Annotated in this window: 19 protein-coding genes; 7 read left to right on the plus strand and 12 right to left on the minus strand. The window is 40.2% G+C overall.

Going from position 1 to position 26845, the window contains the following annotated elements; all coding sequences use genetic code 11:
* Positions 1-426: 426 nt before the first annotated feature.
* The 5 genes from nagP to secA form a co-directional block, all read right to left on the minus strand.
* Entirely contained in the window at positions 427-1725 is a 1299-nt protein-coding gene (gene nagP, locus AN214_RS01340; RefSeq protein ID WP_054978095.1) for an N-acetylglucosamine MFS transporter NagP, read from the minus strand.
* Between the two features lie 311 nt (positions 1726-2036).
* Positions 2037-4622 carry a family 20 glycosylhydrolase gene (locus AN214_RS01345; protein WP_054978096.1) on the minus strand — a complete coding sequence of 862 codons (2586 nt, stop codon included), beginning with the start codon at positions 4620-4622 and terminating at the stop codon, positions 2037-2039.
* 201 nt (positions 4623-4823) lie between these two features.
* Complete coding sequence (gene ggt, locus AN214_RS01350; RefSeq protein WP_408002950.1) at positions 4824-6512, minus strand: gamma-glutamyltransferase; 1689 nt, start codon at positions 6510-6512, stop codon at positions 4824-4826.
* Between the two features lie 143 nt (positions 6513-6655).
* Positions 6656-7045, minus strand: coding sequence for an 8-oxo-dGTP diphosphatase MutT (gene mutT / locus AN214_RS01355; protein WP_054978097.1), 390 nt, complete (start codon positions 7043-7045; stop codon positions 6656-6658).
* 68 nt (positions 7046-7113) lie between these two features.
* Entirely contained in the window at positions 7114-9825 is a 2712-nt protein-coding gene (secA, locus tag AN214_RS01360) for a preprotein translocase subunit SecA (RefSeq protein WP_054978098.1), read from the minus strand.
* A 348-nt stretch (positions 9826-10173) separates the two neighbouring features.
* Between secA and AN214_RS01365 the strand changes: the two genes are divergently transcribed.
* The 3 genes from AN214_RS01365 (at position 10174) to AN214_RS01375 (ending at position 11802) form a co-directional block, all read left to right on the plus strand.
* Positions 10174-10641, plus strand: a complete 468-nt coding sequence (locus AN214_RS01365) for a DUF721 domain-containing protein (RefSeq protein WP_054978099.1) — start codon at positions 10174-10176, stop codon at positions 10639-10641.
* Positions 10642-10709: 68 nt separating this feature from the next.
* Positions 10710-11279, plus strand: coding sequence for a YceI family protein (locus AN214_RS01370; protein ID WP_054978100.1), 570 nt, complete (start codon positions 10710-10712; stop codon positions 11277-11279).
* 31 nt (positions 11280-11310) lie between these two features.
* Positions 11311-11802, plus strand: a complete 492-nt coding sequence (locus tag AN214_RS01375; protein WP_054978101.1) for a DUF1285 domain-containing protein — start codon at positions 11311-11313, stop codon at positions 11800-11802.
* A gap of 4 nt (positions 11803-11806) precedes the next feature.
* Here AN214_RS01375 and hemN read toward each other — a convergent pair whose 3' ends face one another.
* From hemN to AN214_RS01400, 5 genes are all read right to left on the minus strand, one after another.
* On the minus strand, positions 11807-13177 hold the full coding sequence (gene hemN, locus AN214_RS01380; protein ID WP_054978102.1) for an oxygen-independent coproporphyrinogen III oxidase: 1371 nt from the start codon (positions 13175-13177) through the stop codon (positions 11807-11809).
* A gap of 118 nt (positions 13178-13295) precedes the next feature.
* Positions 13296-13799: a DUF2489 domain-containing protein gene (locus AN214_RS01385; protein ID WP_010561649.1), complete on the minus strand. Its 504-nt coding sequence runs from the start codon at positions 13797-13799 to the stop codon at positions 13296-13298.
* A complete protein-coding gene (yihI, locus tag AN214_RS01390; RefSeq protein WP_054978103.1) occupies positions 13799-14380 on the minus strand; it encodes a Der GTPase-activating protein YihI in 582 nt (193 codons plus the stop codon). Before yihI ends, AN214_RS01385 begins: the two co-directional genes overlap by 1 nt.
* A 36-nt stretch (positions 14381-14416) precedes the next feature.
* Positions 14417-15064: a class I SAM-dependent methyltransferase gene (locus tag AN214_RS01395; protein WP_054978104.1), complete on the minus strand. Its 648-nt coding sequence runs from the start codon at positions 15062-15064 to the stop codon at positions 14417-14419.
* Between the two features lie 575 nt (positions 15065-15639).
* Positions 15640-16272, minus strand: coding sequence for a cytochrome c (locus AN214_RS01400; RefSeq protein ID WP_054978105.1), 633 nt, complete (start codon positions 16270-16272; stop codon positions 15640-15642).
* Positions 16273-16615: 343 nt separating this feature from the next.
* Here AN214_RS01400 and yihA point away from each other — a divergent pair, with 343 nt between their 5' ends.
* The gene (gene yihA / locus AN214_RS01405) at positions 16616-17257 is read left to right on the plus strand and encodes a ribosome biogenesis GTP-binding protein YihA/YsxC (protein WP_054978106.1); all 642 of its coding nucleotides are present in this window, start codon (positions 16616-16618) and stop codon (positions 17255-17257) included.
* A 282-nt stretch (positions 17258-17539) separates the two neighbouring features.
* Here the strand turns inward: yihA and polA are convergent, their stop codons facing one another.
* Positions 17540-20278 (minus strand): DNA polymerase I, encoded by a 2739-nt coding sequence (gene polA, locus AN214_RS01410; RefSeq protein WP_054978107.1) that lies wholly within the window; start codon positions 20276-20278, stop codon positions 17540-17542.
* 491 nt (positions 20279-20769) lie between these two features.
* Here polA and elbB point away from each other — a divergent pair, with 491 nt between their 5' ends.
* The 3 genes from elbB to AN214_RS01425 all read left to right on the plus strand — a co-directional run bounded on the left by elbB (position 20770) and on the right by AN214_RS01425 (position 24765).
* On the plus strand, positions 20770-21420 hold the full coding sequence (gene elbB / locus AN214_RS01415) for an isoprenoid biosynthesis glyoxalase ElbB (protein ID WP_054978108.1): 651 nt from the start codon (positions 20770-20772) through the stop codon (positions 21418-21420).
* 157 nt (positions 21421-21577) lie between these two features.
* Positions 21578-21973, plus strand: a complete 396-nt coding sequence (locus AN214_RS01420) for a cytochrome c5 family protein (RefSeq protein ID WP_010561642.1) — start codon at positions 21578-21580, stop codon at positions 21971-21973.
* 278 nt (positions 21974-22251) lie between these two features.
* Positions 22252-24765, plus strand: a complete 2514-nt coding sequence (locus AN214_RS01425) for a diguanylate cyclase domain-containing protein (protein WP_054978109.1) — start codon at positions 22252-22254, stop codon at positions 24763-24765.
* Positions 24766-24768: 3 nt separating this feature from the next.
* On the opposite strand, the gene rep is transcribed toward AN214_RS01425, so the two are convergent.
* The gene (gene rep, locus AN214_RS01430; protein ID WP_010561640.1) at positions 24769-26781 is read right to left on the minus strand and encodes a DNA helicase Rep; all 2013 of its coding nucleotides are present in this window, start codon (positions 26779-26781) and stop codon (positions 24769-24771) included.
* Between the last annotated feature and the right edge of the window lie 64 nt (positions 26782-26845).

A 26845-nucleotide genomic window follows, 5' to 3' on the forward strand; every position in this document is an offset into this window, starting at 1 on the left:
ATTTTGTTACGCTTTAAAAGCGTATGTTAGAACTTAATCTGTACGAGTGCCCACACAGATGATTGCTTAAATTTTTAAAGAACAGTGCAGCATCTCTTGCTGCGAAGTGGAGCGCCATATTAACCGCTTCACTTTTAAAGTCAACTAGAAAATTAATTATTTTTCAAAGTAACTTTCCGTTTGACTTTCCTTCACTTAACTCAGCGTTTGTTGTTGCTGTGCTCCGTGTCGGTGGATGCGCATTATAGGCAGATCGAAAATCAGATCAACCACTTTTTTATAAAAAAACGATCTTTTTTGATCGTTTGATTATTTAATATTCAAAACAGCTATTTCGTTAACTTAAGAGCTACATTTGCGCATAAAAAAACGCCAAACTTAGGTTTGGCGTTTTACGGGAGTGTAATACTAATTAAAAAGTGGTTATTACCAACTACGCATTTTATGACCTTTTAATGCGTAGAATAGAATGTATAGATAGCTAGGCACCATTAATGCGTATGCACCTTGAGCACCTAAACCCGCTACGTTACCTAAACCGATTAGTAACGGACCTAATGCGCCACCAGCAATACCCATAATAAGTAAACCTGATGCTGTACCAGTTAAACGGCCTAAACCACTTAATGCCAGCGGCCAGATTGCAGGCCACACCATTGCATTAGCAAAACCAAGTAATGCGATACACACTAATGGGTCTGGTAATTCTGGACCACCAAATGGCACAAGTAGCACATTTGAGATAGCGGTAGATTCGTTACTACCGAATACAACAGCGGCAACGGTAATTAAACCTGCGATACCAGACATCACCAATGCATTTTGTTGAGACATATACTTAGGAATAAGCGCAATACCGATTGCATAACCCACTAACATGCATGCCATAGTGTATGATGTCATCATAGAGTAATCAGCAACGCCAATCGCGAGTGCGTAAGAACCAATAGTATCTGCAGCAATTACTTCTACTGCTACATAAAGTGCAATACCAATTACACCTAATACTAAATGAGGGTGGCTGAGCGCTTCACGTACTTCACCTTTTGCATTTGGGTTTTCATCTTCAAATACTAAATCTGGAAGTGGTGAGAATTTTGCGAATGCAGCAAACGCAAAGATTAATCCTGCGATAGCTATATAAGGTGCGACTAAGCTATTTGCCATTGCATCTTTTTGCGATTGTGAAAGTACTTCCCCTTCACCTGCAACTGCTGCAACCGTTACCATAGCGAATACAATAGGAACAACAACACCAGCAAACTTATTTAGTAAACCCATGATACAAACACGTACAGCTGCTGACTTTTCTGAACCCATTTTAACAACATAAGGGTTAACTGCCGTTTGTAATACAGTTTGACCGACACCGATGAGCAATTGAGCAAATAAGAAAATTTCAATCATTTGCAATTTCGCTGCTGGAATATACAACAGCGCAGAACTCGCCATAATCGCACAGCCAATTGCCATGCCATTTTTATAGCCCACTTTCTTAATTAACATTGCCGATGGAATACCCGCAATGGTTACTGCAATATAGAAAGATGAAATAATAAATGAAGCTTGCAGCGGCGACAGCTCAAGCATTTGTTGTAAGAAAGGTGTTATTGCACCGTTTAACCAGGTAATACAACCTAGTATAAAAAACATAGAGCCAGCTAGTACCATTGGTAAAATGATGCTTTGCTGGGAATTTTGTTCGTTTTCCACTGTTGCTTCCATAAACTTCTTCTTGTTGCAGTTAATCTTATGTCATAGCTTTACGCTATGAAAATACCATTTGCGTTAAGTCGCCCCATCTTTCAGACGCACTATATTAATAGTTAACGCAATCAGTTTATTTCTTGGTTTTATTATTAACGCTAATCACTTTGAATACGGCAATTTATGGAAGTTAGCGCTTCCCCTAAGCCTCAAAATGATAGCGCTGTCATTTTACTTTAATTCAATTGAATAAATATTGCCAGTTTGAATTTTGAATTAATTAGAACAAAAAGGGAGCAAATGCTCCCTTTAGTTTTAATAACAATTAGTTAATTAATTGTGGTTATACGACTCTTAACTTGGTCATTTAATGAACTTCTTAACCACACTTGCGTATCACCTACATTAACTGGTTGTTGGTATGTTTGCCATGATTTTCCTTGGTCAACACTGTATTCAACATCTAAGTAAGCCGTAGCCACACTTGTAGTGAGTTTACCATTTTTGACTTCACCGCCTGGTACATCAAGATTTGCTTTGACACCAGACTTGGCTAATTTTGCCAGTTCTTTCGTGCCAAGTGCCGCTGAGAATGTCATCCAATCTTTAGCACGCTTTTGTGCATCTGGCTTTTCACCTTCCCATGGCGCTTTATACCATGCACGTTCAGCTACTGCTAACACGCGTGGGAACAACATAGCCAATACTTGATCTTCAGTACGGATAGTTTCAGACCATACCTGACCTTGCATACCTAAAATATTTTCCGGCTTTTCAAGCTGTGGTAGCGGACGACCAACTAAGTCTTCTAAGTTTTTGATAACTTCACCAGTACGAGTAAAGTCAGCATTGGCATAAACATTGTCTGGCATATAACCAAATGCTTTTTCATTACTGATAAAACGAGTTGCCCAATAATAACCACGTTCTTCAGGATGAGCTTCATACGGGTGGTCAAAGTAAAGATGCGTACCATGCGATAAAACAACTTGATAGTCATTGTTTGCTAAGCGGTAAGCTCGGTCAGCAACACCCCACTCCCAAATATTATCCCAAGCATTCGCTGTAAATACTGGATTCGGGAACTCTTCACGGTTAAATGTATTAACGCGGTCATACATTAAGCCATCTTCCCATGCGCCAGGAGCAATACCGCGTTTAGCAAGCATTTTTGCTACGCGTTGAGTAAAGTAAGGCTTCAGATCTGCAGGACCTGCAACACCATTACCGGCCTCTTCAAACATTTTTTGACATGCTGGTGAATTAGTCCAAGAACCCGCACCCACTTCATCGCCACCAAAATGTAGATTTTCTAACCGTACGCCCGCTTCACGATACATTTGTTGCAGCTCGTACGTCACTTTCTCCATAAAGTTATAACTTGAGTCCATACACGCATTGATCGAGTTATCTGTGTAATTCTGTACTGTGATGTATTCTGACTTATCCTCTGGGTCACTTAATAAATATGCTTTCGCACCCGCTTCATCGCCTGCTTTCATCAATTTACGATAACGCGCTTCCATCGCTTTAATCGATGCACGTGCATGACCTGGCGACTCTACCTCAGGAATTATCTTAATATGACGTGCCGCTGCAAATTTTAATAATGCAACAAAATCATCTTTTGTTAAGTAGCCATTGCCTGATCCGTCTTTATGCGGACCTGTACCTAACTGAGTCAATAAGCAAGAATCTTCAGATAAATCAAAACAACGCACACCACCAATTTCTGCAAGCTCAGGTAACGATGGGATTTCTAAACGCCAACCTTCATCATCAGAAAAGTGCCAATGTAATGTATTGAGCTTATATTTTGCCATTTGCTCAACCAGCTTAAACATTGCATCTTTACCATGGAAGTTACGTGCATTGTCATAATGCATACCGCGGTAACTAAAGCGTGGTGAATCTTTAATTTCTACACGTGGTAATTCAACGCTGCCGTTAGCGTCTGCTGGGAAAAGTGCTAATAATGACTGCAAGCCATAAAAAACACCGGCATTATCACTACCAACAACCGTAATTTTGTTTTTATCAATTTCTAAGTGATAGCTTTCGGCGTCGCCACTTTGAATTGAATTATCTACTTTTAAAGATAAATGCGGCTTTTTACCTACTGAGATATGATCAGCATTCGCTTCTAGCTTAAGGCCATATAATTTCGATAAGTCATCAAGAAATACTGTTACTTCTTGCTTTAAGCTGCCTTGATAGCTCACAACCCAATCTGACGAAAGCGTTACTTCGCCACGAGAGAAATCAACATCAAGCGGCTTAGGAATAATACGCTTTAAAGCATCTTCTTGGCTTGGTGTATATTTTTCGTTTTTGATATTAAGTGCATGACGGTTCTGTGCGTCGGCAATCACACTTAAATCTTTTGGTGTATTAAATTTCTTTAATTGACGTTCTTCAACTATTGGCAATACAAACTGTTTTAGGTCTTCAGTATCTGTACTAGCAAATACTTCTGCGTCTTTATTGTCTAACGCGATAAACGCACGTGGCATCACATCGGAATAAGACACAATATAAGCTGCAGCTTCATACTCAAGCGCTAATGTTTCACCTACGGCTAAACCGGCAAATGCTTTAGTTGGCACTAAACGATGCAAATCGCCATTCACATGCTCAATAGCGATGCCTTTTACTTCAGAGGTTTTTACTTTACGAATACTGTGAAAATACAGCTGCCAATTACTTTCGCCTTTTGGTAAAGCTACTTTTGAGGTGTTTTTAAGTTGGATTTTTCCAATGTAGCCACCGTCATTATCATGAAAGTTATCAACGACACCAAATTTAAGATCCGCTTGAGCTGCAAACTGTTTAATGTCGGATTGCGATAGCTTAGCATTAGCAAACAGAGGGGTTGCTAATAAAGCTGTAGCAAGTATGGTTTTTCTCAAATGCATAAGACTTCCTTTACTTGTTTATTGTGCGCTTTCTAACATTAGACAGCGAAAGCGTTAATTTTAGTTTTTGTTATTAGGAATCATAATGACTATTTAATGACAGCGCTATCAAAACAGTTTAAAAAAAACCTTAATTTTATCTGAAATAATTAAAAATCAGGATGTTAGAGGCATCATAAAATACCTCTAACATGTTGAATATTAATAGCCTGCAGCCATTCCGTCTTTTCGTGTTTCCGATGCGCCCACATAAACACCATTAGAAAGTCGCTTCATAATCGCTTGATAACCACCGTATGGGCCAACCGCATGCTGAAGAGTGTGTCCTTTTTTCACAAGCTCACGTTTTGTTTTTTCCGAAAATCCCGCTTCCAAGCTGACATAGCCACCATTTGCCATAACTTCGCCAGTTGGCTGTGACGAACCAGTATGTAAAATGCGTGGTGCATCTCCGGCTTCTTGTAGGTTCATACCAAAATCAATCATATTAATTAGAATTTGCGCATGCATTTGCGGCTGTGTTGCACCACCCATCACACCAAAACTGATATATGGTTTGCCATCTTTGGTGACAAAGGCAGGAATAATAGTATGAAAAGGTCGTTTTTTAGGTGCATAAACATTAAAGTGGCCATCTTCTAGGGTAAATAGCTCACCACGATTTTGCAAAACGAACCCTAACTTTTCTGGTGTCATACCTGATCCCATACCACGATAGTTACTTTGAATAAGTGACACCATGTTGCCATCTTTATCAGCAGTGGTGAGGTAAATGGTATCGCCTTCAACTGGCCCCGCATCCACTTGCTTGCTCGCTTTATTTTCATCAATAAGCTTGCGACGCTTTGCCGCGTATTCTTTGCTAATTAATTGTTTTACTGGAATGTCATTGAATGATGAGTCAGCGTAGTATTTAGCGCGGTCTGCAAAAGCTAATTTTTTAGCCTCCACAAAAGTGTGAACATACTCAGGGCTATCAAAACCCATACTTGCAATATCGTAGTCTTCAAGAATATTTAAAATTTGTAGTGCAGCAATGCCTTGGCCATTGGGTGGCAGCTCCCATAAATCATAACCACGATAGTTAGTACTTACTGGTTCTACCCAGTTACTTTTATGCGACGCTAAATCGTGATAACTCAAATAACCACCATTAACTTTCATATAACGGTCGATTTCTTTTGCGATATCACCTTTATAGAATGCATCACGACCGCCTTTTGCTATTTTTCGGTAAGTTTTTGCAAGTGCAGGGTTTTTAAAGATTTCACCTTTTTTTGGCATATGACCGTTTGGCATAAAGACTTCTTTAAAGCCCGGATATTTTCCACGAACAGAAACACTTTTATTGAGGTAGTAAGCAATTAACTCTGATACTGGAAAGCCATTTTCGGCATAGTGGATTGCAGGGGCTAATAACTCAGCCATTGGCAATTTGCCAAATTTATTGTGCAATTCAAACCAACCGTCGACAGCACCTGGCACCGAAACCGGCAAAGGACCATAACTTGGGATTTTGTCGCCCTGTGCTTTTAATGTATCTAGCGTTAACGATGCTGGTGAACGCCCAGATGCATTGAGTCCATGCAGTTTTTGCTCTTTTTGTTGCCACACAATGGCATATAAATCGCCACCAATACCGCAACCTGTTGGCTCAACTAATCCCAATACTGCATTTGCAGCAATCGCGGCATCCACAGCACTGCCCCCTTTTTTTAAAATATCGAGTGCAACTTGCGTTGCTAACGGTTGTGACGTTGCAGCCATACCATTTTCAGCAAAGACTTCTGAGCGACTAGCAAACATTTCACCTGTAATGCGATCGTAAGCACTGGCGATTGAAGGAATTGCCAAACTGATAATCAGTAAAGAGGGTTTAAGCCATTTCATTATTATTATCCTGTTGTTCTGGTGATAACTAACATAGCGCTTTTTCTGAACAGGAAACAATAATTCGAGGTAAATAGAGAAGATCTATAGATAAAATGCAGGTTGGTAGCAAAGCGGTACATGCTTTGCTACTAAGTTGGGGACTAGTTTGATTGCAGCTTTTCGATAATCACCACATTAGCTGCTGGAAATTCGTAATTATTTAAATCACTAATAGCCACCCATTTGTGATCTTGCCCTTCAAGGTGTCTCGCTTGCCCATCAAATTCTTCTACTAAGTGAATATCAAGATGTACTGATTTATCTGGGTAGGCGTGGTGAATTTCTAAAAAGGGGGTTGAAGATTTTACTTCAATGCCGATTTCTTCGTTTAATTCTCTTGCCAGTGCTTGCGTTACTGTTTCACCCGCTTCCACTTTACCGCCTGGGAATTCCCATTTTCCGCCTTGATGTTGTTCATCGTGACGCTTTGCAATAAATATTAAGTTAGCTTTTTTGATTACACCCACTGCAACATGTACTTGTTTTTTCATTTTTTACTCACTTTAATCATAAAAAAAGCGACATCTAAGTGTCGCTTTTTTAGCAGAGCCTGGTTCAATTAGCTTAATTTACCATGACACTGTTTGTATTTTTTACCTGAACCACATGGACATGGTTCGTTACGGCCAACTTTTGCATCATTGCGCACAGTTACCGCTGCACCTTCTGGTGTTTCACCACCTACGTGCTCCGCTTCTTCATGTTGATATTGCTTTGGCGTATTTTCTGCTTGCTGACGACGGCGCTCTTCAACCGCTTCAACATCTTCTTCAGCACGTACTTGTACTTTTGCAAGAATACTAACCACTTCTACTTTCAGTGCTTCTAACATGTCAGAGAACAACTCGAATGATTCACGCTTGTACTCTTGCTTTGGATTCTTCTGTGCATAACCACGCAGACCGATACCTTGACGTAAGTGATCCATTGCAGCAAGGTGATCTTTCCAATGTTGGTCAAGCGTTTGTAACATAATAGCTTTTTCGAAGTGGCGAAGTACATCTGCACCCACTTGATCTTCTTTATGTTTGTAAGCCGCTGTAACACCTTCTTCAATACGCTCACGAAGTTTTTCTTCGTAAAGTTTATTGTCTTCATCAAGCCACTGTTGAATCGGCATTTCAACTAAGAAATCTGCACGTAAGCGATCTTCTAAGCCAGCAATATCCCACATATCAGCAAGTGATTGTGGTGGAATGTACTGGTCGATAATACCGTTTAATACATCCGAGCGAATTGCTGTGATTGTTTCTGAAATATCGCCTTCTTCAAGCAGTTCATTACGCTGTGTGTAAACAACACGACGTTGATCGTTTGCTACATCATCGTACTCAAGTAATTGCTTACGAATATCAAAGTTACGCGCTTCAACTTTACGCTGTGCATTTTCAATTGCACGGTTTACCCACGGGTGCTCAATTGCTTCACCACGTTGCATACCGAGTTTACGCATCATGTTCATCATGCGTTCGCCAGCGAAAATACGCATAAGCGCATCTTCCATTGATAGGTAGAAACGGCTCGAACCCGCATCACCTTGACGACCAGAACGACCACGTAACTGGTTATCAATACGACGTGATTCATGACGCTCAGTAGCGATAATGTGTAAACCGCCTGCTTCTAAAACTGCATCATGGCGTTTTTGCCACTCTTCTTTAATCTTTGCAATCTGCTCATCAGATGGGTTTTCAAGTTTTTCAACTTCCAGCTTCCAGTTACCACCTAACACGATATCGGTACCACGACCCGCCATGTTAGTAGCAATGGTTACTGCGCCTGCAAGGCCAGCATTGGCAACAATTTCAGCTTCTTGTTGGTGGAACTTTGCATTTAGTACGTTGTGCTTAATTTTCTCTTTGCGTAAAAACTGCGATAAGTACTCAGAGCTTTCGATTGAAATAGTACCCACAAGCACAGGTTGACCACGCTCTTGGCAGTCGCGAATATCCGCTAAAATTGCTTCGTACTTTTCTTCTTGTGTTAAATAAACTAAATCCGCGCGATCATCACGTACCATCGGCTTGTTAGTTGGAATAACAACGGTTTCTAAACCATAAATTGACTGGAACTCAAATGCTTCTGTATCGGCTGTACCTGTCATACCTGCAAGTACATCGTATAAACGGAAGTAATTCTGGAACGTGATTGATGCAAGCGTTTGGTTTTCGTTTTGAATACTTACGCCTTCTTTTGCTTCAACAGCTTGGTGTAAACCTTCAGACCAACGACGGCCTTCCATAGTACGGCCAGTGTGCTCATCAACAATGATTACATCGCCATCTTTTACTACGTAATCAACGTCTTTTTGATAAAGCTTGTGCGCACGAAGTGCTGCATATACGTGGCTTAGTAATGTGATGTTATTAGCAGAATAAAGCGAATCACCTTCATCAATTAAACCTAGCTCAGTAAGTAGTTCTTCAACACGTACTTGGCCACGCTCTGTAAGGTGTACTTGTTTAGCTTTTTCATCAATCGTGAAATCGCCATCACCTTCAACGCCTTCTTCGTCTTCTTTTTCTTGCTGCTCTAGGCTTGGAACGAGCTTATCAATTTGTTGATAAAGTTCAGAGCTATCTTCCGCTGGACCAGAAATAATCAGTGGCGTACGCGCTTCATCGATTAAGATTGAGTCAACCTCATCCACTACGGCGTAGTATAGAGGACGTTGTACACGTTCATCTGGTGTAAACGCCATATTGTCACGTAAGTAGTCAAAACCGAACTCGTTATTTGTACCGTAAGTAATGTCTGCAGCATAAGCCACTTTCTTTTGCTGCGGCATCATGCCCGGTACGTTGCAACCAACAGTCAGGCCTAAGAATTCAAAAAGTGCGCGGTTTGTTTCCGCATCACGTTTTGCAAGGTAGTCATTCACCGTAATAACGTGAACGCCTTTACCTGTTAAACCATGTAAGTATGCTGGTAAAGTTGCTGTAAGGGTTTTACCTTCACCAGTACGCATTTCAGAGATTTTACCTTGGTGTAAAACCATACCACCAATCAGCTGTACATCGAAATGGCGCATACCATAAACACGCTTTGATGCTTCACGTACAACTGCAAATGCTTCAGCTAGAAATGAATCTAAGGTTTCACCATTATCATAACGCTTACGAAACTCAGCTGTTTTCGCTTTTAGTTCTTCATCCGACAGCCCTTCGTATTGCTGTTCTAATCCATTAATTTGCGCGACCGTTTTTCGTAAGTTTTTAATTATTCGATCATTGCGACTACCAAATATCTTGGTAAGTAAGTTAGCTATCATGATAAAACCGTTACAACCTTAGTTTAGTGACAAAACCCATGCCACTTTTCAAATTAATTGTGCGTACAGTATCAGCAGAGCACCGATATTGCTAGTTAACCCGACCAAACCTGGCTCGTTAACAATAGTGAAATTGCATTATTTGAGATAACTAGCAATATAGCCTTGTGTGATACAACTATATTTTTCTATATATTGAGACAAAACTGCCAAATTCAAGGGCGATATTTTATTCGTTTAATCACAGTGAGCCAAGTTTAATTTGCCCTTTGTTCTGCTTTATTTACAGCTTTTTACTTGCTGTAACTATTCTTGCCCAATACAATAATAAAAAAGAGGTATCTAACCATGGCTAAAAACAGGTTTGCACCTAAACCGCTAGGGGATGTACTGACTAACCTTCCTAATCGGCTGCAGCAATTTTCAAATAAGAATCAAGAAAACAAGCAATTACAAAGTTTGCTTGAACAAATACTTGATAAAAATATGCTACAAAAATGCACCATAGCAAACTATCAAGATGGCACATTAGTGTTAAACGCCCAATCTGCGGCCGTTGCTATGCGACTAAATTATATGAAAATGAGCTTACTCAGTGACTTTAGACGCCTTGGTTTGCCTGAGTTGTGCCAGATTAAAATTCAAACATCGCCACGCAGCGCAAAAAGCCTACAAGCAAACCAACAACAGCAGCAAAGCCAAGAGAAGAAACGCCTAACCAAAAGTGCACAGCAATCGCTGCTTGAAGTTGCTCAGCACGCACCGGACTCTCTTAGATTAAAACTCGAAAAACTCGCTAAGCTCGCAGATAGATAATGGAATTTAGCGATAGTTAAGTTACTATATAATCGCAATTATTTTTATTACTAACCTAGGTATGCGTTATGCTTAAATCACTTTTTTCAATTGCTTTACTAGCAACAAGCTTTAGTTCGCTTGCAGCGTGGCAACTACAAAACGACAGTTCAAAACTCAGTTTTGTCTCGGTAAAAAAAGACACAATCGGTGAAGTACACCACTTTAAAACATTATCTGGCGCGATTGCTGATGACGGTAAATTATCTCTAGAAATTGACTTAACGTCTGTTGAAACTAACATCCCTATTCGCAATGAACGTATGCAAAGCATGCTATTCAACACTAAAGTCTTCCCAAAATTAACGTTAAGCTCCAATGTGAGCAAAGAACTTGCCGCAATGAAAAACGCACCGACACATGTATTTTCAGTACCAGCTACGTTGTCGCTAAATGGCATTGAAAAAACACTTTCAATCGAAGTATTTGTTGCGCGTACTAGTCAAGATGATTTACTTGTCAGCGCAATGACACCGGTTGTGATTAACGCCAGTGACTTTAATTTAGATACAGGCGTAGCAGCGCTGCAAAAAGTAGCAGGCCTACCCAATATCGCGCGTGCTGTTCCTGTGACTTTCGTATTGCATTTCGCTAAGTAATTTTTGCGGCAAACACAGGTCTTGTTCAAAAATGAACCTTGCAGAATTAACACAACAAATTGAAACCAGTATTGCGCCATTTGAAACATGGCAGCCAGAAAGTTGTGGCGATATTGATATCACTATCAAACGCAATGGCGATTGGTATTTCCAAGCAAGTAAAATCAATCGCATTAATTTGGTAAAACTATTTGCTAAGGTGTTAACCAAAGAGCAAGGCCACTACTATTTAAAAACACCCGTTGAGAAAATGCGCATTCAGGTAGAAGATGCGCCTTTTCTAATTACGCATTGGTATCAAAAAGACGGCTTTATTGTTTGCTGCGATAACCTAGCGAGAGAGTATGTGCTTAGTGAAAATCACACCTTAGAGATAAATGGTGACGTGCCTTACCTGCATTTACATCATGGTGTAATGGCGAAAGTGTCACGAAACGTATTTTATCAATGGGCTGAAATCTCAGAGCAAAAAAAAGGCCGCTTTGCTATTTGCTCTGGCGGCCAAGACTTCTTTATTGGTTAAACTTTTAAATCACTCGCGAGAAGCGTGTTAGCTTTGCCTGTTGCTTTAGATAAGCATCAAACGTCATACAAATATTACGAATAAACAAGCGCCCTTTATTTTCAACCACAAGCTGTTCATTGTTTAATGAGATCATGCCATCTTCAGCAAAACACGAAAGCCCTGATAATTCTTCTGCAAAATAATCTGCAAAATTAATCGAAAACTTGCGCTCAACATCTGCGAAATTTAACTTAAAGTGACAAATAATTTCTTTAATCACAAATGCGCGAATTTTGTCATCTGTGGTTAACGTTAGGCCTTTAACAACAGGTACGCCCGTCGTTTCAACGGTTTGATAATAATCTTTTAGATCTTTCGGGTTTTGGAAAATGCTATCGCCTACCTGCGAAATAGATGATGCACCTAAACCCAATAAGTCGCACTCACCGTGTGTGGTGTAACCCTGGAAGTTACGGTGTAATTTACCTTGCTGCTGCGCAATCGCCAACGAATCCGTGCTTTTGGCAAAATGATCCATGCCGATATTAACGTACCCAGCCTCAACCATTTGCGCCAAGGTGTTTTTAAACATTGTTAGCTTATGCTCTGGGCTAGGTAATTGCTCATCTTTAATTTTGCGCTGTGCAGCAAAACGATCAGGTAAATGGGCATAGTTAAATACCGAAACACGATCAGGCGACAAGGCGATTAAACGCGCCATGCTTTCTTGAAAGCTCTCTGGCGTTTGCAATGGTAAGCCGTAAATCATATCGGCATTCACTGAAGAAAAACCGAGTGCGCGCGCTTCAGTTACCAAGTTTGCAACGTTATCAGCACATTGTTCACGGTTTACCGCCTTTTGCACATCGTCATTAAAATCTTGAATACCAAAAGACACACGATTAAAACCAAGCGAGCGTAAATGACTAAGCATATCTTCAGGTAAAGAGCGTGGGTCAATTTCAATTCCAGCTTGCACTTGGTCTGAAAAGTTAAAATACGTTTTAACAATCGCCATTAAACGGCTCATTTGTTCTTTTGTTAAAAACGTGGGTGTACCACCACCTAAATGTAACTGCTCGATTTTGTAATCTTTATAAAGGATTGCTTGTGCTTTTGCTTCTTGCTCTAAAAAGTCCAAATACACATCTGCTTTATGTTGGTGGCGAGTAATTATTTTATTACAGCCGCAGTAATAGCAAAGTTGATGACAAAATGGCACGTGAATATACAACGACAAGCGCGTATTATCGCTTTTGGCAATCGCCTGTGTTACCGATTCAACAGAAAAGCCAGGCTCAAACGACAACGCCGTTGGATACGAAGTATAACGAGGACCTGACACATTGTATTTTTTTATAAGGGAGTTATCCCATTCAACGAAGTTTTGCACGACTGAAACCTAACAATATTAAGGTTTAGCAAGTGTACAAAAGGAACGAGAAATAGGCTTTGATCCAAAACAATAAAGCCAGCGAGTGCTGGCTTTATTTACAGATTAGATAAGGTGGCTAGTTAGCGAATACGTGTTTGGTATTCGGATCAGCTGGGAAATAAGCTTCTAGCTTAGCTGCTTCGGCCAAAATGCCTTCTTCAAGCTCTTTTTCAGCACGCCAACGCTTGCTATCCATTTGGAAAACTTCTTTCTTACTGTATTTCTTACGCGCATCGTGGGTCGGCATTTCCTTTACCACATCATACATTTTGAAAACGTGCTGGTATTCCGTTTCAAGATCCACTGTTTCGGAGAATTGATACTGCGACATCAACACCCAAATACGTAAACAGCCTTCTGAGTATTCACACTGCTTCTCTTTCATCGCGCGTGCAATCAAGTTAATGCTGTCGGCAATTTTTGCATTGCGCTCAGCCGCTTTAACTTTTAACTTTTCAATTTGCGCTTGTTGCTTTTCTTTTTGCACTTTCAGTTGGAATAACAACTTACCAGCGTAAAAAGCTAACCCTGCAACAATAGCAGCGGCAATAATAATGGCGATAACCCAAATAGCATTCACTACTTAAGCTCCTCCTCGTCATCATCACTTAACCATTCATCGGCAAGATCGTTCGACATAAATTGGTCAAGCATGTCTTCGTCGTCAAACTCATCTTCATCATCAATACCTAACAAGTCGCAAAGTGCTTGGTGACGCTCTACTTTTGCGTTTAAGTATTTGATGTCTTTTCCAACTAACACTTCACCTGCATTTTGACGCTCAAGTAACGACATTAGCTTTTGATCGTTTTCAATTTGCTCAAGCTCTTGCTCTGGTGTCAGTTCAGGCTCGCCCACTTTACGCAACTCTACTTGCGGCTGTAGATGGCGCTTAAACTCTGGCTGTTGCTGAGTAACCGCTGCTTCAGGCACAAGACTAATAGGTTTTTTGCTGCCTAAACGGCTGTCTTTGCGTTGCTTACCCGTACCTTGCTGCTCATTTAAGGCATCTTGTGCATTGCGTGTACCCGCTTTATTACCAGTACGCTTTTTAACACGCTGCTCTTTCAAAGCGCGTAGTTCGGCAAGTTTCTCTTTGCTAAGGCGGAAGCTTCCGTTGCCACCGGTACCGATTTTGCGTGACTTTTTCTTTCTGGTCATAATTAAATCTAAAATTTTTACAAAACTAAGCTTATTTTACACTATTGCTGACTGTTTAAATAGCATCACGTCATCACCATGATATGTCAGTGATAAGCCATGGTGCTGTGCTAAATAATCAAACGTGGCTCGCGAAAAAAAATTGATATGCGTAATATCATTTTTGTAATGCCAATTTTTAAATCTATCTTGGTCGATGACGAGCTTTGTCATCACAACTAATACGCCATTTGGCTTTAATAAGTTCAGTAGTTGCGCCCACACTTCGTTTGGCTTGGCTAAGTGTTCGATTACCTCAGTACAGGTTACAAAGTCGTACTGACGATTTAACACCTCAGTGTTTGGATAATAGAAGATATCGTAAAGCGCTGTAGCGTGACCTTTCTCTGCGAGCATTTTGGCAAGTGCAGGACCCGGTCCACAACCAAAATCAAGACCCTGGCTAGCTTCTGCTAATTCTGGAAGCAAAGGCGCTAACGCGCGGCTCAGGAACTTCTGATAGCCCGTGTCATTTACATCATTTTCATGACTATCGTAGATTTGTTTTTCTTGTTCGAGTGAAATTAACTGGCTGCGCGCAACAAATACTAACTGACATAACTCACATTGATAGTAAGCTCTGCGTTTGTCTTCGCTATAAAAGGCGCTTTTAGAATGCAGGCATAGTGGACAAGGTTCAGACATGGTTTAAACGTGAAATTTATTTGCCGTAATCATAGCAATTTTATTCGACAAATAAAAAAGCGACAGAGAATCTCTGCCGCTTACTAATCTGAGTGTCTTATGACACTTCTCCCTTCGACTGTTTTAACCAACGAGTCTAATATTATTATTATTTTGCTATCCGTATTTTTATTATTTTCATCCGTGCTTTTTTATTTTCGGTCTTCCTGACGCTTTCTTAGCAGTCCATTTGTAACCTATGGTTACTTTCCCCTACGCACATAATTGTCGCTGCACTTCCGTATTTTACTGCTTTCCCTGTTATTTTTTTTGTCCCTTGCGACAGGTGAATAATTTACTTGTTAATAAATTTGTTACAACTAATTTAACTAAAATAAATAAAAAAAGATTTCTTTAAAAATCATGTTAACAATAAAAAACAGACACTTAAACCATAACCAGAGACAAAATAGCGAATTAACTTACAGTTAACATTGGTCATTATCCCACCCTTAATGTGAGATATATCTCACAGACTAAGGTATAAAAAAAGCAGCTTGCGCTGCTTTTTTCATCACTTATAAGAGTAAGTGTTATTAATGAAGACCTGAAACGTACTTAGAAAGTAGTTCAATGTCCTTATCTGTTAGTTTTGTCGCTAAATCGCGCATCATACCATTTAGGTCATTATTGCGATCACCGGAGCGGAATTTCTCAAGTTGCGCTTTTACATAATCAGCATTTTGGAATGATACTTTCGGGAAGCCCGCTAATGATGTACCGTTACCACGAGGACCGTGACATGCTGCACATGCCGGAATACCACGTTCCGCATCACCTGCTTTGTATAGTTTACCACCTAGCTCAACCACCTCTTCTGGTGTACTACCTGGTTCCATATTAAGACTTGAAAAGTAAGCCGCGATATCGCGCATATCTTGCTCTGATAGTGGCATAGCCATACCACTCATTACAGGGTCCATACGACCTTCTGCACCGCCTGATGTCATACCTAATTTAAACTCTTTTAATTGCTTAAATAAGTATTGAGCGTGCTGACCTGCAAGTTTAGGGTGATTAGGAAGAGGTTTGTTTCCATCTACACCGTGACAAGCAACACATGTCGCAGCTTTTGTTTTACCAGCTTCTATATCGCCCTCAAAAGCAGCAGCTTGATTGACGCTGAACGCACCAGCAACCATCATTAAAGATAAAGCTATTTTTTTCATGCTATTTCTCTGTTTCGACCCTGTTAAAACCTGACAAGCAGGAATGAATACCAGCTAAAGTAGTCATATTCTACACGATTAAATTTTATCTGACACCTCTTGTGCCTTGATAAAACATATAAAATATAGGGGTTTTTACTAAAAAACTCCGTAAAGGCGCATTTCTTTGATCTTTCTCAAGGTTAAATATGCCCATTAAAAAAGACAAAGCATTACTTATTTGGCTATTGTTAGTATAAAATACGCGCCCAGAAATAAAAGATATGTTAAAGGCAGTGTAGCAAAAATCTCTGAAAATAGGGATTCGCCTTTAATCTTAAGATAGCGTTTTAAGGAGCTAACCTTGCTAAAGTCACGGGTTCAATATTCAAAAGCGAGCTTTATTACAAGTGCACCAGACATCACTAAACTGCCTGCTGACTCGGGTGTTGAAGTTGCGTTTGCAGGTCGTTCTAATGCGGGTAAATCAAGTGCGCTAAACACGTTAACCGATCAAAAACTTGCGCGCACAAGTAAAACACCAGGTCGTACGCAGCTAATCAACACCTTCTCGCTGGGTGAAGATATGCGCATCATCGACTTACCCGGTTATGGTTTTGCCAAAGTACCACTTGAAATGAAAAAGAAGTGGCAGAAATCACTGGGTGAATACCTGCAAAAGCGTGAAAGTTTAAAAGGTATTGTGGTCTTAATGGATATTCGTCATCCATTAAAAGAGCTTGATATGGACCTTATTAACTGGGCCGTTGAAAGTGACTTAGAGATTCTTGCGCTACTTACTAAAGCCGACAAACTAAAACAAGGTAAGCGTAAAAGTGAAGTGCTAAAAGTTCGCCGCGAGTTAAAAGAACTCAGCGACAAAATTACTGTTCACGCATTTTCATCGTTAAAAGGCATTGGTTTACCTGAATTGGCAAAAACATTAGATGTTTGGTACTTAGGTGAAATTGAAGCTGTAGAACAAGAGTCAGACGAGCAACAATAAAACGTTTGAGAAAAAACCGGTTGGTAAAAACCAACCGGGTATAGCAATCTGGGGAGAAGCTATTAAAACGCTGTACCCCGTAAGAGATACATCATCAACAGGATGTCCTTATAGGACGGCGCGCACTTTAACAAAGCAGATTTGCAAAATAAAGTTATATCGCGACAAATTGCAAAGAAATGTAACAATCTGCACTAAAATTCAGCAAACTTAAATTTAACATAAAAAAATAGCCAACATTAAATATTGGCTACTTAAAATTGTTGTTAATTTATGCGCAAACTAGTGAGCTTGCTCCCAGTTGTCACCTGAATCAGCTTCCACTAATAATGGTACGTCCAACTGAGCTGCTTCACTCATCAATAAACAAATTTTATCGCTAAATTCGTTCACTTTATCTGCGTTAATTTCAAACACCAATTCATCGTGAACTTGCATGATCATTTCAATATCATCTGACGACTGCGTTTTCAGCCAACCAGCTACATTGATCATTGCGCGCTTAATAATATCTGCAGCAGTACCCTGCATTGGCGCGTTAATTGCCGCTCGTTCAGCTGCTTTACGACGCGCACCATTACGCGCTTTAATATCTGGCAAATATAAACGACGACCAAATAAGGTACTCACGTAACCTTTTTCAGCAGCATCTTCACGCGTGCGTTCCATATACTCAAGTACACCAGGGAAACGTTCAAAATAAGTATCCATATAATGTTGTGCTTCATTACGCGGGATATCTAATTGTCGTGACAAGCCAAATGCGCTCATGCCGTAAATTAGACCGAAGTTTACAGCCTTAGCTTTACGGCGCATATCAGATGTTACGGTTTCAAGTGGTACACCAAATACTTCCGCAGCCGTTGCGCTGTGAACGTCTTTACCTTCAGCAAATGCACTTAATAGGCCGTTATCTTGCGATAAATGCGCCATAATACGCAGTTCTATTTGACTGTAGTCAGCTGCCATTATTAATTTGCCAGGAGCCGCAACAAAAGCCTGACGAATTCGGCGACCTGCTTCATTACGAATTGGAATATTCTGTAAGTTAGGATCGCTTGAACTTAAGCGACCTGTTGCGGTAACCGCTTGATGATACGAAGTATGTACACGCTGTGTTACTTCATCTACCATTTTAGGTAGTTTATCAGTATACGTTGATTTGAGCTTAGCTAAACCACGGTGCTCAATAATCAACTTAGGCAACGGGTAATCATGCGCAAGTTCTTGCAGCACTTCCTCCGCTGTCGACGGCGCGCCTTTTGGTGTTTTCTTTAATACTGGTAAGCCCAGTTTTTCAAACAGAATACCTTGTAATTGCTTGGTTGAGCTTAGGTTAAACTCCTCTCCTGCAATCTCATACGCTTCTTTTTCCAGCTCTTCAAGGCGCGCTGCAATTTCAACACTTTGCTGTGCCAACATTTGGCTATCAATATGAACACCGGTACGTTCCATATCTGATAACACATTTACCAATGGCAATTCGATTGAATTGAAAACATCCACTAGCTCTGGCTCTTTTTCTAACATTGGCCAAAGCGTATTATGTAAACGCAGGGTAATATCGGCATCTTCCGCCGCATACGGTGCCGCTTTTTCTAGCTCAATTTGACTGAAGGTTAGCTGCGCTTTGCCTTTACCTGCAATTTTTTCAAAACTAATGTTTTTATGGCCGAGATATTTTAGCGCAAGTGAATCCATATCATGACGAGTACCTACACTGTTAAGTACGTAAGACTCAAGCATGGTATCAAAACGAATACCATTAAGTTGAATACCCGCTCGCGCTAATACGCTCTTATCGTACTTAAGGTTTTGTCCTACTTTCGCTTTATTTTCATCAGCTAAAATTGGCGCAAGTTTAGCAAATACTAGCTCATGACTTAGTTGTGCTGGCGCACCTAAATAATCATGTTTAAGCGGTAAATAAGCTGCTTGTGCTTCTGTTACCGCAAAGCTCATACCGACTAGATCAGCTTGCATGTAATCAAGACTGGTGGTTTCGGTATCAAACGCGAAAAGATCTGCCGCTTGGAGTTTAGCAACCCAGCTATCTAGCTGTGCTTCAGTTAGTATAGTTTCGTAATTTGTTTCAATGGGTTTAGTTGCCACTTCAACTTCCGCAGCAGGTGCAGTGTCACCATCAAGTAATTCGCTTAACCAACGCTTAAATTCACACTCGCCATAAAGCTTGATCAATTCATCAGTATTTGGCGCCGCAACTTCGAAAGAATCCAAGTTTTGCTCAACCTCTACATCCAACTTAATCGTTGCAAGCTCATAAGAAAGCTGAAGCTGTTCTTTATTATCTTCTAGTTTCTTCGACATGGTTTTTGAACCACGGAAACCAAGATCTGCGATTTTGTCTAAGTTATCGTAAAGTGAATCAATAGAACCGAGTCCTTGCAGCATTGCAAGAGCCGTTTTTTCGCCCACACCTGGCACACCCGGAATGTTATCGACTTTATCGCCCATTAATGCGAGATAATCGATGATTAACTCAGGACCAATACCAAATTTATCGACAACTCCAGCAGGATCCATAATCGTATTAGTCATGGTGTTGATAAGTGTTACATGCTCATCAACTAACTGCGCCATATCTTTATCGCCAGTACTAATAAGTACATGACGTTTTTGTTCTGACGCGCGTTTCGCTAATGTGCCAATTACATCATCGGCTTCAACACCCGGAATGCTAATAAGCGGTAAACCCATTGCCTTAATAATATTGTGAATAGGCTCAATTTGAGTGCGCAAATCATCAGGCATCGGTGGGCGGTTTGCCTTGTATTCAGAATACATATCATTGCGAAAAGTTGGACCTTTAGCGTCAAAGATCACCACCATATGACTTGGCGAATACTGCTTAACCAAACTCTTAAGCATATTAATTACACCATAGATAGCACCGGTAGCCTCACCCTTTGAGTTAGTTAGATGTGGTGGAGCATGGTAAGCACGGAATAAGTATGATGAACCATCAACCAAGATTAACGGATTTTCAGGGATCTGAGCCATTAGCACTCGCCTTAAAACGATTAAACATAAATTGCCGATAGCATGCCATATCCCCGATAAGAAAACGAGAATTCAGCTATATAAACAACAGAAATAATCAGTGCAGTGCAAGCAGTAAACGAATTGTTGAAATATTCCTCAGACCAATTGGTTGTAACCTGTGGATAAGTTTGTTAGTAAAGATGTAACAGTGCCTTCCCCGAATTTGAAAAAACAAATGGAGAATCTGATTTTTTGTTTAATATACAATGAGTTAACAAGGCTAATTTACTAGCGTATTGTTATTATTATTAATTTTCCAAGATGTGGAAACTGCTAAACTTTTTATCCTTAAAGCTTGGCAAGGAACATCCTAATCTTTAGCAGGGCAGTTACTCTACCAATAAAAGATCAAAGATCCTAGCGATCTTTTTATAATTTTTTTTTATTTACATCGTTTCTTTATAGCTAGAATATAATGCTTAACCAATCTTGAGATATGGAATAGATATATGAAGAAGATAGCAGTGATTTTAAGTGGCTGTGGGGTATTTGATGGCGCTGAAATTCATGAGGCAGTATTAACGCTGTTAAATATTGAACTGCAGGGTGCAAGTTACCAATGTTTCGCACCCAATATAGATCAACACCATGTAATTAATCATATCACTGGCGAGGAAATGTCAGAGAAACGCAACGTACTAGTCGAATCTGCGCGTATCGCTCGAGGTGAGATCAAGGATCTTAAAGAGCTCAACATTTCGGAGTTTGATGCACTGGCTTTACCTGGTGGTTTTGGCGCTGCGAAAAATTTGTGTGATTTCGCATTAAAAGGCGCTGATTGCGAGATCAATGAAGACGTTGCCAATGCGTGTCGTGCATTTGCTGATGCGAAAAAACCGGCAGCCTATATTTGTATTGCACCGACAATTATTCCACAAGTGTACGCCGCAGGCACACTTGCAACCATTGGCAATGACCTAGATACAGCAAATGGCGTTAACGCATTAGGCGCAGCACACCAAAACTGTGCGGTAAACGATATTATTGTCGACGAAAGTGCAAAAGTAATCAGCACACCAGCTTATATGTTAGCGACAAATATTCGCGAAGCGGCGAGCGGTATTGAAAAAGCCATCGCACAATTAGTAAAAATGAGCTAACCCTGTAACAAAAGAAAAAGTTGCGCTAGCGCAACTTTTTCATATTTTACGACTAAATAGCCATAACTAACCATTTTATAAATTCGCAGCAAACGTTATAATTGTGCTAATTTCCGTCTATTGTGATTGATCACCTCAATTTGTGAGCAAGTAAAAAATGAAAAAATTAACAGCAGCATTACTAATGATGAGTGCAACTGTCGCAGTTGCAGCACCTTTTGATAACTCGTTAACTGAAGAAGCAATTAAAAAACGTATCGCTCCAGTTGGCTCTGTTTATTTAGCAGGTGCAGAACCAGTTGTTGCTGAGCCAACAGGTCCACGTACTGGCCAACAAGTGTATCAAGCAAGTTGTTTTGGTTGTCACGGTACAGGTGCTCTAGGCGCGCCAAAGACAAAAGCTGACTGGGATACTCGCATGGCGAAAGGCATGGATGTACTAATGCAGCATGCAATTAATGGTTTCAATGCAATGCCTCCTCGCGGTACATGTATGAACTGTTCTGATGATGAAATTAAAGATGCAATCGAGTTTATGGCAAAAGGTCAATAAACATAAAACGCATTTTAAAAGAGCCGCTTAACAAAGCGGCTTTTTTATTGGTTAACATTTATATAACTAAGGAAACACAAGTTAGAATAAAAAAGAATATTCGATTTATTTAAAAACTCAAATTTATCAATGAGTTATAATTTAACGCAATTTCATCGACAAGATTGCTATTTAAAACGAAAAATGGAAAAATAAGGTTAAAAAATAGGCAGTGATTAACTGTGTGGTTCGGTTGGGTTCACACTGCTATAAATTCTACCTAATAATAAGAAATAGCAATGGAAGATGCTTATGCCGATAACGGCTCACAGCAAAGAAAAATAAAGCGCTTAAAAAGTTTAGTAAAGAAATATCAAACCTCTTTGCAAACACAAACTGCGTTATTACAACTATCCGAACAAGCAAGTAAAGTATCAGAACTTACCTTGCTCTACCCCGCTATTCAGCAAATTTTAGAGAGCAGCCTTCCATGTAGAAACTTTTATGTGGTGTTATTCAACCCTGATATTGGCGAACTCGAACTTACTTATTTTGTCGACGAGATCGATGGCATTCATTTACCCATTCAAGCGCAACAAACTGGCATGCTCGATAATTCGCTTACTGGCCTCGTATTTAAAACCGGTAAAACCAAACTATTTAATAAAGAACAAATTGCCGATTGCGAAATTAAAGGTGTATGCCGTGTTATGGGCACGCCCTGTGAATACTGGTTAGGTGTGCCAATCCATCACGATGGTCGCGTGATCGGTGTTATGGCAACACAAAGCTATAATGTAAATCAGCCGTTTGATGATAGCCAAATAGCACTATTTGAAACCGTCGCATTCTATTTTAGTACCGCGGTTGAGCGTGTTAAAAAACGCCAGTATATGGCGCAACAAGTTGCTGAGCGCACGGAACAGTTAAGCCGCGAAATTGCTCGAAACCAAGATACTATTCGCAAACAAAATATTTTGTACGCGATTTCTAAGCTAGCGACAAAAAGCCTTAATAACCAAGACTTCTTTGAGCGAGTTCACAATATTGTTAACGAAGAAGTATTCGCTAAAAACCTGTTTATCGCGCTTTATGATCACAGCGAAAATATGATCAGCTGTCCCTACGCAGTGGATGAAATGTCTGTTGATTATCAACCTCGTACCTTCTCTAAGGGGCTAACTGAATTTGTTATTCGCACAGGTAAAACGGAATTGTTTGACCAAAACCGAATATTAAATGAGGTAGCAAAAGGTCATGTTGAGCTGCCCGCTAAATTTAATAACTCTCCTTTACCGACTTCTTGGATTGGCGTGCCGCTTTATCACCGTCAACAAGTAATTGGTGTATTGGCTTGTCAGGCGTTTAATCACGAATACAGCTACAAACAATCTGATATTGAGCTTATCTCATTTGTCTCAGAGCAAATTTCCAATGTAATCGTAAAACACTTGGCAGATAATCAATTAGAGCAACGAGTAAAAGAAAAAACCGCTGAATTACAACAAGCCAATATTCATTTGCAATTGCAAATTGAAGAGCGTAAGAAAATTGAGCGTCAGTTATTTCACGATGCCCACCATGATAATTTAACAGGCTTAGCAAACCGAAGCTTGTTTATTTCTCAATTAGATAAAACCCTGCAACGACACAAGCGAGATAAATCGCATGGCTTTGCTGTGATGTTTATCGATCTCGATAATTTTAAAGACATCAACGACACACTCGGTCATCACGCTGGCGATAAATTTTTAAAATCGACTGCTAATGAGTTTTCTACTTGTATTCGAGAGCATGATTTACTGGCACGTTTTGGTGGTGATGAATTTGTTATTCTATTAACCCATTTACAGCACATAGACGAAGCAGAGCTTATCGCTAAGCGAATAATTAAATTAATGAAAAAGCCTTTTTGTATTAATGAATTGTGCATTAAAAGTGGGGCAAGCATTGGCATTGCATACAGCAACAAAGCCTATACCAGCACAGACCAAATTATTCGTGACGCAGACAGTGCTATGTATCAAGCGAAGAAATCAGGTAAAGGTACCATTGAGCTCAGTGCAGAACATCTAGAGCCAAGAAGTAGCCTGATTCGCCCGACCGAAATTAACGCAGGGCAACTGAGTTTTGCTAAATCAAATGTGATTGATCTGCATAAAGATCACAGTGTCGCAACTTTTTACAATCCACAGCTAACACTGGAATCAGGTGCAACAATAGCCCTTGCTCACTTATTACAAGAACAGCATGCAGCAATTGATTACTGCGATTACTTATTAAATCAAATTCTTCCTCATGTTGTGCAAAATGGTACGGTGTTTTTGCAACTGCATACCAGTATTTTGGCACGTGAATTTGATCGTTTTTACAAAGAACTAAGTAAGTCAGCAAATAATATTTGCTGGTTAATTAACGACAGTAACCTTGCTGAAATGTCGACGACCCAAATTGATAATCTAGTAAAACTCAAAAAATTGGGATTCAAAATAGGTGTTATTGACGTTGCTCGTCAGCAAATCGATCTTGCAAAGCTAACCTGCGTGGAGTTTGATTTTATGCAGTTAGAGCTAAATTTTTGTCGTAAATTAGTCACAGAGAAAGTAGCACAGCAACAGCTTGCAGCCTTACTTGCACTTACAAAAGGCAGTAAGTGTGAAATTATCGCTACCGGACCTGCCATAGTGAATTTTCAGTCGGCACTCAAAATACTTGGTATCAATTTATTCTTAAGCCCACTGGCGCAAGGTTCTGAGCAGCTATCGCAGTTAGATAAAAGCCAATCACTGCTCAGTAAAACCAATAAAAAGTAAACGTTATTTCTTTAACATGGCGCGTAAATTAGCAACTCGCGCTTGGCCTTTTTCCATACGTTGTTGTTGGTTTTGCGGTTGTTTTCGCATTTCGTAAGCAAGATCATCTTGTGGCATTTCAGCAACAAAACGACTTAACTCTGGCGTTGCCGTTTCACCAAACATTCTGCGCTCTTTTGCATAGGTTAAAATCAACTCTTGCTGCGCACGAGTAATGCCTACGTAAGCCAAACGCCTTTCTTCTTCAACATTATCTTCATCAATGCTGGTTTGGTGTGGTAACAATCCCTCTTCCATGCCCACCATAAACACATAAGGATATTCCAAGCCTTTCGATGCGTGTAATGTCAGTAATTGCACCGCGTCTGACTCGTCTTCTTCTTCATTGCGTTCAAGCATGTCGCGCAGTGTTAGCTTCATCACAACCTCAGGTAAGGTCAGCGGCGGGTTATCACTGCTGCCAACTAACATATCGGTGATCCATCGGTACAGTTCCGACACGTTCTTCATACGCATTTCAGCAGCTTTAGCGCTGGTTGAAGTCTCATACAAGTAATCTTCGTAATTAATCTCGCGCACCATGTCTTTTACGGCTTCAAGGGTGTCTCCGCGGGTTGCTCGGTCAGAAAGCTCAACCACCCAACGGGCAAAACCCATTAACGCATTATAACCACGCCCAGCTAAGCGCGATGATAATTCAGGTTCAAAACACGCAGCAAACAAACTAATGTGCTTTTCATTCGCCAGCGATCCTAATTTCTCAAGTGTGATAGGACCAATTTCACGGCGTGGTGTATTTACGATACGTAAAAAGGCGTTATCGTCATCTTGATTCACCAACAACCTTAAATACGCCATAATGTCTTTAATTTCTGCACGTGAGAAAAACGACATACCGCCGCTAATTTTGTACGGAATATGGCTTCCCATTAAGGCTTTTTCAAATACCCTTGCTTGGTGATTACCACGATACAAAATTGCGTAATCTTTATAGCTGGTGCGCTTCATAAATTTATGCGAAATAATCTCAGCAACCACTCTCTCAGCTTCATGCTCTTCATCTTTTGTCGCAATAACTTTAATCTGTTCGCCATAAGCTAATTCACTAAATAACTTTTTATCAAACACGTGCGGGTTATTAGCAATCAGAATGTTGGCAGATTTAAGAATACGCCCCGCACTACGATAATTTTGCTCAAGTTTAATTAAACGTAATCCGGGAAAGTCTTTACTCAACAGCACTAGGTTTTGTGGTTTTGCCCCGCGCCAAGAATAGATACTTTGGTCATCATCGCCTACAACTGTAAAGCGCGCTCGCTCGCCCACTAACAGTTTAACTAATTGGTATTGGCTGGTGTTGGTATCTTGATATTCATCCACCAACAAATAACGAAAGCGATTTTGCCAGCGTTCACGCACCTCTGGCTTAGCGCTTAGCAGCAAAGTTGGGATCATAATTAAATCATCAAAATCTAGCGCGTTATAAGCGCGTAATTGATTTTGAAAACGCGCATAAAGTTGAGCAAACTGAACTTTTTGTTGCTCTCTGGCTTCTGCAATGGCCTGCTGTGGCAAAATCAGGTCATTTTTCCAATTCGAAATCTGCATTTTTAACAGATTAAGTAAGTCTTTATCGCCTTTTAATTCGGGTTCTGTTAAATCAGCCAAGAGTTTGTTGCTGTCTTGATCGTCAAATAATGAAAAACCAGGTTTATATCCCAGTGCATCCAGCTCTTTTTTAACAATTTCCAAGCCAAGCGTGTGAAACGTAGAAACCCATAACCCTTTCGCTTCTTGCTTACCCAGTGTTTGTGCCACACGCTCACGCATTTCTTTTGCTGCTTTATTGGTAAAGGTTACCGCCGCAATATTGCGTGCCTTGTATTCGCACTTTTGCACTAAGTAGGCAATTTTATTTGTGATTACACGGGTTTTACCTGAGCCAGCGCCTGCCAGCACTAGGCATGGACCACTGATATATTTAACCGCTTCATCTTGTTTAGGATTGAGTTTCATTAAAATCGCTTGCATTAATACAACAAAGAAAGGGATTTTAAAATGCAGCTATGTCAGGCGCAAG

The organism is Pseudoalteromonas sp. P1-9 (assembly GCF_001399975.1).
Taxonomy (GTDB): domain Bacteria; phylum Pseudomonadota; class Gammaproteobacteria; order Enterobacterales; family Alteromonadaceae; genus Pseudoalteromonas.

Excerpts from the sequence above, each read along its gene's own strand:
- nagP (WP_054978095.1), bottom strand. The coding sequence starts at position 1,725 with ATGGAAGCAACAGTGGAAAACGAACAAAATTCCCAGCAAAGCATCATT.
- AN214_RS01345 (WP_054978096.1), bottom strand. The coding sequence starts at position 4,622 with ATGCATTTGAGAAAAACCATACTTGCTACAGCTTTATTAGCAACCCCT.
- ggt (WP_408002950.1), bottom strand. The coding sequence starts at position 6,512 with ATGAAATGGCTTAAACCCTCTTTACTGATTATCAGTTTGGCAATTCCT.
- mutT (WP_054978097.1), bottom strand. The coding sequence starts at position 7,045 with ATGAAAAAACAAGTACATGTTGCAGTGGGTGTAATCAAAAAAGCTAAC.
- secA (WP_054978098.1), bottom strand. The coding sequence starts at position 9,825 with ATGATAGCTAACTTACTTACCAAGATATTTGGTAGTCGCAATGATCGA.
- AN214_RS01365 (WP_054978099.1), top strand. The coding sequence starts at position 10,174 with ATGGCTAAAAACAGGTTTGCACCTAAACCGCTAGGGGATGTACTGACT.
- AN214_RS01370 (WP_054978100.1), top strand. The coding sequence starts at position 10,710 with ATGCTTAAATCACTTTTTTCAATTGCTTTACTAGCAACAAGCTTTAGT.
- AN214_RS01375 (WP_054978101.1), top strand. The coding sequence starts at position 11,311 with ATGAACCTTGCAGAATTAACACAACAAATTGAAACCAGTATTGCGCCA.
- yihI (WP_054978103.1), bottom strand. The coding sequence starts at position 14,380 with ATGACCAGAAAGAAAAAGTCACGCAAAATCGGTACCGGTGGCAACGGA.
- AN214_RS01395 (WP_054978104.1), bottom strand. The coding sequence starts at position 15,064 with ATGTCTGAACCTTGTCCACTATGCCTGCATTCTAAAAGCGCCTTTTAT.
- AN214_RS01400 (WP_054978105.1), bottom strand. The coding sequence starts at position 16,272 with ATGAAAAAAATAGCTTTATCTTTAATGATGGTTGCTGGTGCGTTCAGC.
- polA (WP_054978107.1), bottom strand. The coding sequence starts at position 20,278 with ATGGCTCAGATCCCTGAAAATCCGTTAATCTTGGTTGATGGTTCATCA.
- elbB (WP_054978108.1), top strand. The coding sequence starts at position 20,770 with ATGAAGAAGATAGCAGTGATTTTAAGTGGCTGTGGGGTATTTGATGGC.
- AN214_RS01420 (WP_010561642.1), top strand. The coding sequence starts at position 21,578 with ATGAAAAAATTAACAGCAGCATTACTAATGATGAGTGCAACTGTCGCA.
- AN214_RS01425 (WP_054978109.1), top strand. The coding sequence starts at position 22,252 with ATGGAAGATGCTTATGCCGATAACGGCTCACAGCAAAGAAAAATAAAG.
- rep (WP_010561640.1), bottom strand. The coding sequence starts at position 26,781 with ATGAAACTCAATCCTAAACAAGATGAAGCGGTTAAATATATCAGTGGT.